The sequence below is a fragment of the Bacillus sp. LR--39 genome, from assembly GCF_053613335.1.
Genome location: NZ_JBSIOT010000001.1, coordinates 1,261,556 through 1,275,057 on the forward strand (window position 1 = coordinate 1,261,556; position 13,502 = coordinate 1,275,057).

Here is a 13,502-nt window from a genome sequence, read left to right on the forward strand (position 1 = left end):
TCTAAGTTAAAACCACTCTGTTCTAGTGATCGTCCGTTCTATTTCGGGAAAGGAGTCAATAAACGCGAGTACACGCTGGATCTCCTTTTCCGCCTGAACGTGAGAGGAGGAGACGACGGCGATTCCGAAGCTGGTCCGCTGCCAAGTGTCCTGATAGCCGATTTCTGCAGCCGACACGTTGAACTTATTCTGAACCCTCGTTATAATCCGCTTCAGAACGGCTCGTTTCTCCTTTAATGATCCCGCATCATAAATGATGCATTCACATTCCGCAAATCCGATCACTTTCTTTCGATTTCCTGCATGACATACGCTTCAATGATGTCGCCTTCGCGAATGTCATTGTATTTCTTAATTGTAATACCACATTCATATCCTTGTGAAACTTCTTTCACATCATCTTTGAAGCGTTTCAGAACGTCTACTTCCCCTTCGAAGATGACCACGCCGTCACGGATCAGGCGGAGTCCGCTGTCACGTGTAATGTGGCCGTCTGTTACATATCCGCCGGCAATCGTGCCGATTTTCGACACTTTGAATGTTTGGCGCACTTCAACCTGACCGATGACTTTTTCTTCGTATTCAGGATCAAGCATTCCTTTCATCGCCGCTTCAATTTCTTCGATGACTTTGTAAATGATACGGTGAAGACGGATATCTACATTTTCAGCTTCAGCCGTGCTCTTAGCATTTCCGTCTGGGCGCACATTAAACCCGATAACGATTGCATTTGAAGCAGATGCGAGAATGATGTCTGATTCCGTAATCGCACCGACGCCTGTGTGAATGATTTTCACTTTTACGCCTTCTACTTCAATTTTTTGAAGAGCGGCTGTTAACGCTTCGGCTGAACCTTGAACGTCAGCTTTTACGATTAAATTGATGTCTTTGACATCGCCTTGTTTAATTTGTTCAAACAGATCATCGAGGCTCAGCTTCGCTTTGTCGCTGCGCTGTTCTTCCAGTTGCTTGGAAGCGCGTGCTTCACCGACAGAACGGGCTGTTTTTTCGTCTTTAAAGACGAGGAATTGATCGCCAGCCTGCGGTACGTCGTTTAAGCCCGTAATTTCTACAGGTGTGGACGGTCCGGCTGTTTTCACGCGGCGGCCGAGATCATTGACCATGGCCCGCACGCGGCCGAATGTATTTCCGACAACGATCGGATCTCCGACATTCAATGTTCCCGTTTGAACGAGAAGTGTCGCGACAGATCCTCTTCCTTTATCGAGCTCAGCTTCAATAACCGTTCCTTTTGCCTGACGGTTCGGATTGGCTTTCAGCTCTTCCACTTCACTGACAAGCAGAATCATTTCGACAAGCTCGTCAATTCCCTTGCCTGTAAGAGCGGACAGAGGAACGAAAATCGTTTCTCCTCCCCATGCTTCAGGAACGAGTCCGTATTCAGTCAGCTCCTGCATGACACGGTCAGGGTTCGCGCTTTCTTTATCCACTTTATTCACGGCAACGATAATCGGAACCTCAGCCGCTTTCGCATGGTTGATGGCTTCGACTGTTTGCGGCATAACGCCGTCATCAGCCGCTACGACTAAAATGGTAATATCAGTTACTTCCGCACCGCGCGCACGCATTGTTGTGAACGCCGCGTGTCCTGGAGTATCTAGGAACGTGATTTTTTTGCCGTTTTCTTCGATCTGGTAAGCCCCGATATGCTGGGTGATTCCGCCGGCTTCACCTTCAACAACTTTTGTTTTTCTGATGCTGTCAAGGAGGGTCGTTTTCCCGTGGTCAACGTGGCCCATGATCGTCACGACAGGCGGACGGATTTGAAGATCTTCTTCTTTGTCAGCCTCTTCATATTTTTCAAGCTCAGTTTCTTCAAGCACAATCACTTCTTCTGTTTCCACACCGTATTCAGATGCGATCAGTTCGATTGTGTCTTTGTCAAGCTCCTGGTTAATCGTAGCCATTACGCCCAGAAGCATCAGTTTTTTAATGAGTTCAGACGGCTCTTTGCCCAGTTCCTCGGCTAAAGCTCCGACTGTTAAAGAGCCGGAAAACGTAATTTTCTCAGGAAGCTCTTTTTTCGGCTTCAGCGGTTTTTGCTGATACTGATTTTTGTTGTTATGATTGCGTTTGTTTTTGTTTTTGTTGTTGTTGTTGTTCTTCTTGTTTTTGTTAAATTGATTATTCTGCACGTCATTCTTCTTTCCGTCTCGAATTTTGTTTGGTTGATTCCCAGCAGGCTGCTGATTAATCCCTTGCGGCTTGTTTTTGTTCGTTTCCGCAGGCTTCTGAGATGTAACGCCGGCGCCGCCTTTTTTAAATTTCGCATCAAGCTGCTTAATGGTCTTTTCTTCAAGCATTGCCATATGGTTATTTACTACTATATCCATGTTTTTCAGCGCAGTCAAAATTTCCTTGCTTGAAACATTGATGGCTTTTGCATATTCGTAAACTCTCATTTTAGCCATTCGTTCACCCCCAAAAATATTAATCGAGCAAGCTGATCAGCTTATTCGCAAAACCTTGGTCAGTGACGGCGACAACGACACGTGATTCCTTGCCGATAGAGCGGCCGAGATCCGCGCGGCTTTCGACTTTTTTATAAGGCACTTTATAATAATTGCATTTATCGGATACTTTTTTTGCAGTATTCGCAGATGCATCTTCTGTCAGCAGAACAAGTTTTGCACGCGCATTTCTAATTTCTTTTATAACCAAGTCCTCGCCCGACACGACCTTACGAGCTCGATTGGCCAGACCCAGCAAGGGAAACCATTCCATTCCAGACATGTTATTTTTTCACCTTTTCCGCCAGTTCCAGCAATTCTTCGAAAATCTGGTCATCGATTTGTGATTGAAATTGATTTTGCAATGTGTTTTTCTTTTTCGCAGCTAAGATGCATTCTTTCTCAAGGGTGATATAGGCACCCCGCCCGTTCTTCTTTCCGGTCGGATCGACTGAAATCTCTCCTTCTTTAGAACGGACAATTCGGATCAGTTCCTTTTTAGGCTTCATTTCCCCCGTTACCACGCATTTGCGCAGAGGAATTTTTTTTCGCTTATTCACCTAAAATCACCTCTTATTCATCCGATTCGGCTGTTTCAGGCTCCATAAAGAGCGGCTCTAAATCGTCATCTTCTTCATGCTCTCTCGGATAGATGCCAAGGTCTCTTGCATCCGTTTCACTTTTGATATCGATTTTCCAGCCTGTCAGTTTCGCGGCTAAGCGGGCGTTTTGCCCTCTTTTTCCGATTGCCAGAGAAAGCTGGTAATCAGGAACGATGACAGTCGTGGCTTTTTCTTCTTCGCTGACGATGACATCCAGCACTTTAGACGGGCTGAGCGCATTGGCAACAAATTCAACCGGATCATCAGACCAGTTGACGATATCAATTTTTTCGCCTTTCAGTTCATTGACGATCGCCTGCACGCGCTGGCCTTTAGGACCGACGCATGAACCGACCGGATCAACGTCAGGGTCATCAGTGCGGACGGAGATTTTAGAGCGGTCGCCCGCTTCTCTGGCAACGGATTTCAGTTCGACCGTTCCGTCATAAATTTCCGGCACTTCGATTTCAAAAAGACGCTTCAACAGACCAGGATGCGTTCTTGATACATAGATCTGCGGCCCTTTTGTCGTTTTTTCGACTTTTGTGATAAATACTTTAATCCGATCGTGCGGTTTATAGCTCTCATTCGGCATTTGTTCATTGACGGGCAGCAGCGCTTCAATCTTGCCGAGAGACACGTAAATAAACTTGCTGTCTAAGCGCTGTACAATTCCCGTCATGATGTCTTCTTCACGATCGATAAATTCTGAGTAAATCACGCCGCGCTCAGCTTCACGGACACGCTGCGTCACCACTTGTTTCGCCGTCTGCGCAGCAATGCGGCCGAAGTCTTTCGGCGTTACTTCTATTTCAACGACATCTCCGACAAGGTAGTTCGGATGGATGTGCTGGGCGTCGTCAAGCGAGATTTCAAGTCTTGAATCGTATACCTCGTCTACGACATCCTTTCTTGCGAACACGCGGATCGTGCCCGTCTCACGGTTCAGATCGACCCGTACGTTTTGCGCCTGGTTAAAATTTCGCTTGTACGCGGAAATTAAGGCAGCTTCAATTGCTTCGATGATAATGTCTTTACTGATGCCTTTTTCTTTTTCAAGAATAGTGAGAGCATCTAATAGTTCACTGCTCATGTTAGCGGTCTCCCCCCTTAAACACTAATACTTCATTCATTAAAATGTTACAGCTAATCTTGCGTTAGCTATTTTTTCATACGGAATATTGACCCGTTTCTTTCTTGTTTTGACCGTCATCTCTATTGTAACAGTTTGTCCATCGAATTCAGCCAATTTGCCTTCAAACACTTTTAAACCGTCAATCGGTTCGTACGTTTTCATGTACACATTTTTGCCCAGTGATTTTTCGAAGTCGGCTTTTTTCTTTAATGGACGCTCGGCTCCAGGAGAAGATACTTCAAGAAAGTAGTTCTGGGTGATCGGATCGGCCTCATCCAGCTTTTCGCTTAATGCTTCGCTGACTTTGGCGCACTCCTCAATATCAACACCGTTCTCGGAATCAATAAACACGCGAAGGAACCAGTTTTGACCCTCTTTGACAAATTCAATGTCTACGAGTTCAAGCTGAAGGTCATCCAGTATGGGCTGAGCCATTACTTGAACGGTATCAGTCACTTTTTTGCTCATGTTTTTCCTCCTTGTGCTGTCGATATCATATCAGCCGTTCCTCTGCATAAAAACCCTGCTTCTAAAGAGCAGGGGCATTGAGAAAACGATGGACATGTCGAGGCAAAATTGCCTGTTCAATACAAAAGAGCGGGTTTCCCCACTCTTTGCCTCGGTAATCGTTAGCATTTCCAATAAAACTATACCATAACCATATATTTAATGCAAATCAAACTCCGCTCGGAGGCTGTGCACAAAGCTTAAAACAGAGACAGCTGATTTTGGTCCGGAAGCGACTCAAGACAGCCGTGACGGTCTAAATACTCTAAAATGGTTTTTGACACTTTTCCGCGTTTTTGAAGATCCTCTTTTGAAAGGAACTCCCCTTCTTTCCGCGCTTTCACAATATTGAGAGCGGCGTTGGTTCCGAGTCCCGGAATTGAGTTGAACGGCGGGATGAGACTGTTGCCGTCAATGATAAATTCCGAAGCGCTCGAACGGTATAGATCGACCTTCTGGAAGGAATAGCCGCGCTCACACATTTCAAGCGCAAGCTCTAACACGGTAAGAAGGTTTTTCTCCTTCGGCGAAGCATCAAGCCCTTTAGAGCTGATATCATCCATCACCGCTCTAATGGCGGTCGAGCCTTTAATCATTGTATCAATGTCAAAGTCATCTGCGCGGACGGTAAAATACGCAGCATAATATAAAAGCGCGTGATGCACTTTAAAATAGGCAATCCGCACCGCCATCAGCACGTATGCGGCGGCGTGGGCTTTCGGGAACATGTATTTGATTTTTTTGCATGAATCAATATACCAGTTCGGCACATTGTTCTTTTTCATTTCTTCTTCCCATTCCGGCGTCAGGCCTTTGCCTTTACGGACGAATTCCATGATTTTGAAGGCCAGTGAAGGCTCAAGGCCCTGATAGATCAAGTAAACCATAATGTCATCACGGCAGCCGATCACTTCGCTCAGTTCACACGTATTGTTGTGTATCAGTTCCTGCGCATTGCCGAGCCATACGTCCGTTCCGTGAGAAAGCCCGGAAATCTGGACAAGCTCGGAGAACGTCGTCGGCTTCGTATCCTCAAGCATCTGCCGCACAAATCGCGTCCCGAATTCAGGAATGCCGAGCGTCCCCGTTTTACAGCCGATCTGCTCTTCAGTAACACCGAGCGATTCTGTGCCTTGGAAAATCTTCATAACTTCCGGATCATCTGTCGGAATCGTCTTCGGATCAATCCCGCTTAAATCCTGAAGCATCCGGATGACTGTCGGATCATCGTGCCCCAATATATCAAGCTTCAGCAGGTTGTCATGAATGGAGTGGAAGTCAAAATGAGTCGTTTTCCATTCAGACCCCGTCGCATCTGCCGGGAATTGTATCGGGGAAAAATCGTAAATATCCATGTAATCCGGGACAACGATAATCCCCCCCGGGTGCTGGCCGGTCGTTCTCTTAACGCCGGTGCAGCCTTGCACCAGACGGTCGATCTCCGCGCCGCGCATGTGTAGGTTGTGATCGCCCGCATAGCCTTTCACATATCCGTAAGCCGTCTTTTCCGCGACGGTGCCAATCGTTCCCGCGCGATACACGTTATCTTCACCGAACAATACTTTCGTGTAGTTATGGGCATGGGGCTGGTACTCACCTGAGAAGTTCAAGTCGATATCGGGTACTTTGTCACCTTTAAAGCCTAAGAACGTTTCAAACGGGATATCATGTCCGTCCTTTTTCAAAGGGGTGCCGCAAGACGGGCAGCTTTTATCCGGAAGGTCAAAACCGGAACCGACTGATCCGTCATTAAAGAATTCGGAATATCGGCAGCTCGGGCACACGTAGTGCGGAGCGAGCGGGTTCACTTCAGTGATTTCCGTTAAGGTCGCCACAAGCGATGAACCGACGGACCCCCGGGAGCCGACGAGATAACCGTCATCCAGAGACCGTTTTACAAGCTTATGAGAGATGAGATAAATAACGGCGAATCCATGACCGATGATACTTTTTAATTCTTTTTCTATTCTCGCTTCCACAATTTCGGGAAGCTCTTCACCGTAAATGCTTCTGGCGCGCTGATAGCTCATTTCACGGATTTCTTCATCAGCCCCGTCAATTTTCGGCGTGTACAGATCGTCTTTGATCGGTTTGATCTCATCAATCATCGAAGCGACTTTCTGCGTATTGTCAACCACGATTTCTTTCGCTTTTTCCGCACCGAGGAAGGAGAAAGCCTCCAGCATTTCATCTGTCGTTCTGAAGTGCACTTTAGGCAGTTCGTGTCTGTTTAACGGGTTGGCGCCGCCTTGGGAAGATATTAAGATCTTCCGGTAAATTTTATCCTCATCGTTTAAATAGTGGACATTTCCCGTAGCCACGACCGGCTTATTCAATTTTTCTCCGAGCTTCGTAATGTTGGCGATGATTTCTTTCAGCGCTTTTTCATCTCGGACGAGCTCAAGCTGCAGAAGGTGTCTGTATACTTCCGGCGGCTGCACTTCAAGATAATCATAGAAGGATGCGATATCTTCAACCTCTTCAGGAGATTTTTGCATCATGCCTTCAAAGACCTCACCCCTGTCACAGGCAGAGCCGATTAACAGACCTTCTCTGTATTTATTAAGCTGCGACCTCGGAATGCGCGGCACTCTGTAGAAATATTGAATATGAGAAATGGACACGAGCTTAAACAGATTTTTAAGGCCGGTCTCATTCACGGCAAGCAATGTAGCGTGATAAGGTCTTGATCTCTGATAAGCATTGGATTGTCCCATATTCTCATTCAGCTGATCATGATAAAAAATGTCTTTTTCAGCGGCATCTTTGAGCATTTTCAACAGCAGGTAGCCCGTTGCTTCAGCGTCAAAGACCGCTCGGTGATGCTGGGTTAATTCGATATCAAACTTCTTACATAACGTATTTAAGCGGTGATTTTTAAACTCAGGATACAGGAAACGCGCGAGTTCCAGCGTATCAATGACCGGATTTTTCGCTTTTTCCGTTTTCAAAAGACGCTTGTACGCCACATTTAAAAATCCCATATCAAAGCTGGCGTTATGAGCCACAAGCACGTCATCGCCGATCCATTCTTTAAAATCCCGTACGACGTCAACGACATCGGGAGCGTCGCGGACCATGTCGTCCGTAATCCCGGTAAGCTCTATCGTCGTTGCTGACAGCGGATGGTGCGGATTGGCGAACGCTTCGAATTTATCGATGATTTCTCCGCCTCTTATTTTGACTGCGGCAAGCTCAATGATGGTGTCATACACTGCGGACAGACCTGTCGTTTCAACGTCAAAGACGACGTATGTGTCTTCTTCCAGTAGACGGTGAGCTGGATTGTATGCGATCGGAACGCCGTCATCTACGATATTGGCTTCCATTCCGTAAATCATTTTAATGCCGTGTTTTTTCGCGGCGGAATAGGCATCCGGGAAAGACTGCACAACGGCATGATCAGTTAAGGCAATCGCTTCATGTCCCCATTTTTTCGCCTGTTCGACAAGCTTTCCGATGCCCGTTACAGCATCCATTTGGCTCATCGGAGAATGCAGATGAAGCTCAACCCGTTTTTCGCCTTCAGGAGCGGTGTCTTCACGGGTTTTGGCTTTTATTTCATTCACGTCATTTGCAATCATGACGAGGTCTCTGACGAATGTATCGTTTTGAATGCTTCCCCGCGCCTTCACCCACATGCCTTTTTTCAGCGTTTTCATCAAAGCGGCGTCTTCTTTTTCTCTGGCGAACATTTTTACTAAAATGCTGTTTGTATAGTCCGTGATTTTGAAAATGCAGAGCGTGCGTCCGCTTTTCAGCTCGCGTGTTTCAGCATCAAACACAAACCCCTGCACCGTAATTCTTCTTTCTTCATCCATGATGCTGTCAAGCGTCCGGATTTCTTCGTTCTCTTTAATTTGATAGCCGATGACAAGCGGTCCGGACGGTGCCTGATCCTCATCGCCCTCTTTTTCCTTCTTCTCCATCTCGATAAGCGCCTGCATCGCCCGCTCCTGATCTTCAGCAAGCTTTTGCTCGCGGAATTTCTGGACTTCTTGGTCAGATACGAAAATTTCGGTATCCAGCTGCAGTTCCGGAAAGCCGAATTGGCGGTAGCTGTGCTGAATCAGCGCGCTGTATTTATTTTTGAGCGCAGATGCTTCTGTATCTGTTTTTGTTTTCACGATCAGTTTGTTTCCCTTGAGCTTCGGCTTCTGCTGATTCAAAAGAGCCACCATCGGCGGCGAGGTTCCTTCAAGCTCTTCAATACAGCGTGTCCAATAATCCTGTACAAGCTCCTCTGTCACTGTAGGGTCGATGACCTGAACAGACGATGTGACACGGGCGATGTGAGCAAACGATTGTGTTAACCTCATCATGAATGAATCATATATTTGATACGGCAGAAGAGCCTTAAAGCGAAATTGGAAATGCCAGGCCTTTTCTGCTTTATGGATTGTCAGTTTATCAATCTCTCCGTCTTCAAAGTATGTCATGAAGGTATCATCTGTCATATTAAGCTGCTGCAGAAGAATCTGAAACTGTCTTCTGTTTACTGATAACTGTTCCATTCAGACAGTATCCCTCCCTTAAAACATCATAAGTGAAGGTACCTCCGCAGGTGATGAGGTACCTTCTTTTTTCTCTATTTTAACATGATTTTGTATGATTCGTTATGGTGATTACTTCGTCTTGATAAATTCAGAAAGCTCATCCACTGAAACTTCGGCAGATTCACCGGTTTTGCGGATTTTCACTTCTACGATGCCTTCATCGGCACGTTTTCCGACAGTGATGCGGATCGGAAGGCCGATCAGATCAGAATCAGCAAACTTCACGCCTGCGCGTTCAGCGCGGTCATCGTATAATACCTCATAACCTTCCGCCTGGAATTTGCCGTAAAGCTGTTCAGCAAGCTCTTTTTGCGCTTCGTTTTTCATATTCAGCGCCAAAATATGAAGATCATACGGAGCAACGCTTTTCGGCCAGATCAAGCCTTTTTCGTCGTGATGCTGTTCAGCGATGGCTGAAAGCGTTCTGGACACGCCGATTCCGTAACATCCCATCAGCATCGGCTGCGCACGCCCGTTCTCATCAAGGTATGTCGCATTCATCGCTTCAGAGTAACGCGTGCCGAGTTTAAAGACTTGTCCGACCTCAATCCCTTCAGCGAAACGGATCGTGCCTTTTCCGTCAGGTGACGGATCGCCTTCCTGAATGATTCGAAGATCGGCATATGCTTTTACTGACGCGTCACGTTCGATGTTTACGTTTCGGTAATGACGGTCTTTTTCATTCGCGCCGCTAACGGCGTTTACCATTACTTTTACGGCTTGGTCGGCATAAATCTCAATGTCGCCGGCAGCGCCGATCGGCCCCGCAAATCCCGGCTCCGTGCCAAGTTTCTCTGCTACTTCTTCATGAGACGCAAGCTCAACCACTTCCGCGTTCAGAAGGTTTTTCACTTTCACGTCATTGACCTCATGATCGCCTCTTACTAACACGAGAACAAATCGGTCATCCGCTTTAAACAGCATTGATTTGATGCAGGCGCTCGGCTCGATCTGCAAGAACGAAGCGAGCTCTTCAATGCTTTTGACATTCGGCGTATCAATTTTCTCCAATGCCTCGGGTGTTTCATCTGACGGCTCGCTGTTCATGACAACTTCCGCCATTTCCGTATTGGCTGCGTAAGAGGATCCATCGGAATAAGCGATGGTATCTTCCCCTATTTCAGAAAGAGCCATAAATTCATGCGTGTCTTTTCCGCCCATCGCGCCCGAGTCGGCAATAACGGGACGGACATTTAATTCACAGCGTGCGAAAATGCTGCTGTATGCGCCGTACATGTTTTGGTATGTTTCCTCCAGACTTTCTTCAGAAGCATGGAAAGAATACGCATCTTTCATGATGAATTCGCGTCCGCGTAATAACCCGAAACGCGGGCGTTTTTCATCTCTGAATTTAGACTGGATCTGGTAAAGAGTGAGCGGCAGACGCTTATAAGATTTCACCTCATCGCGCACGAGAGAAGTAATGACTTCTTCATGTGTCGCGCCTAAAGCAAATTCACGGCCGTGGCGGTCTTTCAGACGCATTAATTCAGGCCCGTACGTATACCACCTGCCTGATTCCTGCCATGTTTCAGCCTGCTGAAGGGCCGGCATCAGCATTTCCACCGCGTTGATTTTTTCCATTTCTTCACGCACGATCTTCTGAATGTTTTGAATGACCCTGTAAGCCAGGGGCATGTAGCTGTAAACCCCGCTCGTATTTTGTCTGATAAATCCCGCTCTCAGCAGAAGCTTATGGCTTTTTGCTTCAGCATCAGCCGGCACTTCTCTCAGGGTCGGAATAAGCGTCAAACTTTGTCTCATGTCTTCGCACCTCTGATTTTTTACTAGTCAATTATAAGAATAAACGCTGGATATCGTTCCATGTGACAACCAGCATAAGAAGCATTAAGAAAGCTACGCCGATAAATACAACAAATGCTTCCTTGTCACGGTTTATCGGCTTGCCGCGGATTGCTTCAATGAATAAAAACAGCAGCCGCCCGCCGTCAAGCGCCGGTATCGGCAGCAGGTTGACAATTCCCAGGTTGATGCTTAAAAACGCCGCAAACTGGAATAGGTTGATAATACCGGTTTTTGCAACTTGATCCGTCATATCATAAATGCCGACAGGACCCGAAAGCATATCAAGCTTAAACTGGCCTGTCACAAGTTTGCTCAGATTGGTCAGAATCGCTTTTGTGACATCAACGGTAGATGTCGCGCCGTAGGCGATCGCTGCAAGCGCGCCTTTTTCAGTCGGCGCATAAGAGCCGAAGCGGCCGATTGTTTTTTTATTTTCATCTTTTACAGCTTCAGGTGTAACCGAGATATGAAACGATTTGCCGTCCCGTTTGACGGCGACATCGATTTTTTTTCCGGGATTTTCTTTTACCGCTGTCACGATGTCTGTCCATGACCTCATTTTTTCACCGTTAATGCTCTGGATATAGTCGCCTTCTTTTAAACCGGCAGCCGCTGCGCGTCCATTGTCTGTCAGCTTCCCGAGCTCAGGCTGATTCGAAGGCACGCCTTGAATGAATCCAAGCATGACGAGAATGACATACGCTAAGATGAAGTTCATTATCGGACCGGCAGCAATCGCTTTAATCCGCTTCCATACGGGTTTAGACCCGAATTGTCGATTGTAAGGCGCAATCTGCACTTCTTCTCCGTCTACGATAAAAAAGGAGGTCTGACTGACAGTAAAGCCCGCCAGTTCATCTTCTTTCCCCTGCTCGTACCCGGTAATCTTCATTTCGTGCTCAAGATCAGCCGTCTCCACCTCGATAATTAAAGCGTCGGGATATTTTTCCTTTTGATTAATGATGACTTTTTCCACTTCGTCATCTTTATTAAAAAGAAGCCCGACAGTATAACCGGGTTTGACCTCGATCATCTCCGGGTCTTCACCGGCCATGCGGACGAACCCGCCGACCGGAAGGAGTCTGATCGTATACACGGTTTCATTCTTTTTAAATGAAAAGATTTTAGGGCCGAAGCCGATCGCAAATTCACGGCAAAGGATTCCCGCTCTTTGGGCGAGCAATAAATGCCCCAGCTCATGGAAAAAAACGAGCGTTCCGAAAATAATAATAAACGCGATAACTGTATTCACGAACATACCACCTTATGTGAGTATTGAATTAACGTATCCCCGGGTGTCTTTGTCCACTTCTTGGATATCCGCAAGACTCGGATCCTGAATTACGCTGTGGCGGTCCAATGCTTTTTCAATCAGGTCCTCAATCGATAAGAATGAAATCCGTCCGGCAAGAAAAGCGGCAACGGCTTCTTCGTTGGCCGCATTTAAAACCGTCGGCATTGTTCCCCCTATTTTACCTGATTCAAAGGCAAATTGTAAGCAGCGGAACCTTTCAAAGTCAGCTTTCGCAAAATGGAGGCTTCCGATCTCCCATAATTCAAGCCTTTTTGTTTCAGGCAGAGGCAGCCGGTCCGGATATGTCAGCGCATATTGAATCGGCACCCTCATGTCCGGATTTCCGAGCTGGGCGATGACGCTTCTGTCGTGAAATTCAACCATCGAATGAATGATGCTCTCCTTATGTAATACAACGTCAATCTGTTCATACGGAATGTCAAACAGCCAATGCGCCTCAATGACTTCAAGTCCTTTATTCATCATTGTAGCCGAATCAATTGTAATTTTTGCGCCCATCGACCAGTTCGGGTGGTTAAGGGCGTCGGCAATCGTTACAGACTCAAGCTCCTGCCGCGTTTTATCTCTGAAACTGCCGCCGGATGCCGTAATGATCAGGCGCTCGATATTTTTGCTCTGTTCGCCTTGCAGCGCCTGAAAAATAGCGGAATGTTCGCTGTCGACCGGAAGAAGAGGAACACCGTATCGTTTTGCGTGTCCTTTCACTATATGCCCGGCAGTGACGAGAGTTTCCTTATTTGCAAGCGCAATTGTTTTTTTCTGTTCAATCGCTTTCAAAGTCGGGATTAAACCGACGCTTCCAAGCAGCGCATTGACCACGATATCCACTTCGTCCATGACTGCCGCTTCAATCAGGCCTTCTTCTCCGATGCCGATTTGACAGTCATGAGAAAAAGACACTTCTTTCACTTTTTGGTATGTATCCATGTCGCCGACTGCTACATATTTCGGCTGAAACGTTCTGATCAACGGGATCGCTTTCTCGGCGTTTTTACCGAAAGTCATCGAGACGAGACGGAACTGATCTTGATGCATGCGCAATACGTCTAACGTCTGCTCCCCTATTGATCCTGTTGCTCCTAAAAGACAAATATTCTTCAAAATGCCACT

General features: G+C 46.8%; 10 protein-coding genes. All 10 read right to left on the bottom strand.

Annotated features, from left to right (window positions below):
- Positions 1–6: 6 nt before the first annotated feature.
- On the bottom strand, positions 7–285 hold the full coding sequence (locus ACWHAR_RS05985) for a DUF503 domain-containing protein (protein ID WP_003154188.1): 279 nt from the start codon (positions 283–285) through the stop codon (positions 7–9).
- Positions 282–2,432: a translation initiation factor IF-2 gene (gene infB / locus ACWHAR_RS05990; RefSeq protein ID WP_007611462.1), complete on the bottom strand. Its 2,151-nt coding sequence runs from the start codon at positions 2,430–2,432 to the stop codon at positions 282–284. Before infB ends, ACWHAR_RS05985 begins: the two co-directional genes overlap by 4 nt.
- Before the next feature lie 19 nt (positions 2,433–2,451).
- Positions 2,452–2,754, bottom strand: coding sequence for a YlxQ family RNA-binding protein (locus ACWHAR_RS05995; RefSeq protein WP_003154192.1), 303 nt, complete (start codon positions 2,752–2,754; stop codon positions 2,452–2,454).
- 1 nt (position 2,755) lies between these two features.
- Positions 2,756–3,031 carry a glucose-induced regulator RulR gene (gene rulR, locus ACWHAR_RS06000; protein ID WP_003154193.1) on the bottom strand — a complete coding sequence of 92 codons (276 nt, stop codon included), beginning with the start codon at positions 3,029–3,031 and terminating at the stop codon, positions 2,756–2,758.
- 13 nt (positions 3,032–3,044) lie between these two features.
- The gene (nusA, locus tag ACWHAR_RS06005) at positions 3,045–4,166 is read right to left on the bottom strand and encodes a transcription termination factor NusA (RefSeq protein ID WP_003154195.1); all 1,122 of its coding nucleotides are present in this window, start codon (positions 4,164–4,166) and stop codon (positions 3,045–3,047) included.
- 39 nt (positions 4,167–4,205) lie between these two features.
- Positions 4,206–4,676 (bottom strand): ribosome maturation factor RimP, encoded by a 471-nt coding sequence (rimP, locus tag ACWHAR_RS06010; RefSeq protein WP_032874923.1) that lies wholly within the window; start codon positions 4,674–4,676, stop codon positions 4,206–4,208.
- 239 nt (positions 4,677–4,915) lie between these two features.
- Positions 4,916–9,229, bottom strand: a complete 4,314-nt coding sequence (locus tag ACWHAR_RS06015) for a PolC-type DNA polymerase III (RefSeq protein ID WP_012117566.1) — start codon at positions 9,227–9,229, stop codon at positions 4,916–4,918.
- A gap of 111 nt (positions 9,230–9,340) precedes the next feature.
- Positions 9,341–11,035: a proline--tRNA ligase gene (proS, locus tag ACWHAR_RS06020; RefSeq protein WP_007611460.1), complete on the bottom strand. Its 1,695-nt coding sequence runs from the start codon at positions 11,033–11,035 to the stop codon at positions 9,341–9,343.
- A gap of 31 nt (positions 11,036–11,066) precedes the next feature.
- Positions 11,067–12,335 (bottom strand): RIP metalloprotease RseP, encoded by a 1,269-nt coding sequence (rseP, locus tag ACWHAR_RS06025; protein WP_007611459.1) that lies wholly within the window; start codon positions 12,333–12,335, stop codon positions 11,067–11,069.
- A 6-nt stretch (positions 12,336–12,341) separates the two neighbouring features.
- A complete protein-coding gene (dxr, locus tag ACWHAR_RS06030; protein WP_032874922.1) occupies positions 12,342–13,493 on the bottom strand; it encodes a 1-deoxy-D-xylulose-5-phosphate reductoisomerase in 1,152 nt (383 codons plus the stop codon).
- Positions 13,494–13,502 lie beyond the last annotated feature (9 nt).

Coding starts and splice junctions, on each gene's coding strand:
- infB (WP_007611462.1), bottom strand. CDS start 2,432: ATGGCTAAAATGAGAGTTTACGAATATGCAAAAGCCATCAATGTTTCA.
- ACWHAR_RS05995 (WP_003154192.1), bottom strand. CDS start 2,754: ATGTCTGGAATGGAATGGTTTCCCTTGCTGGGTCTGGCCAATCGAGCT.
- nusA (WP_003154195.1), bottom strand. CDS start 4,166: ATGAGCAGTGAACTATTAGATGCTCTCACTATTCTTGAAAAAGAAAAA.
- rimP (WP_032874923.1), bottom strand. CDS start 4,676: ATGAGCAAAAAAGTGACTGATACCGTTCAAGTAATGGCTCAGCCCATA.
- ACWHAR_RS06015 (WP_012117566.1), bottom strand. CDS start 9,229: ATGGAACAGTTATCAGTAAACAGAAGACAGTTTCAGATTCTTCTGCAG.
- proS (WP_007611460.1), bottom strand. CDS start 11,035: ATGAGACAAAGTTTGACGCTTATTCCGACCCTGAGAGAAGTGCCGGCT.
- rseP (WP_007611459.1), bottom strand. CDS start 12,335: ATGTTCGTGAATACAGTTATCGCGTTTATTATTATTTTCGGAACGCTC.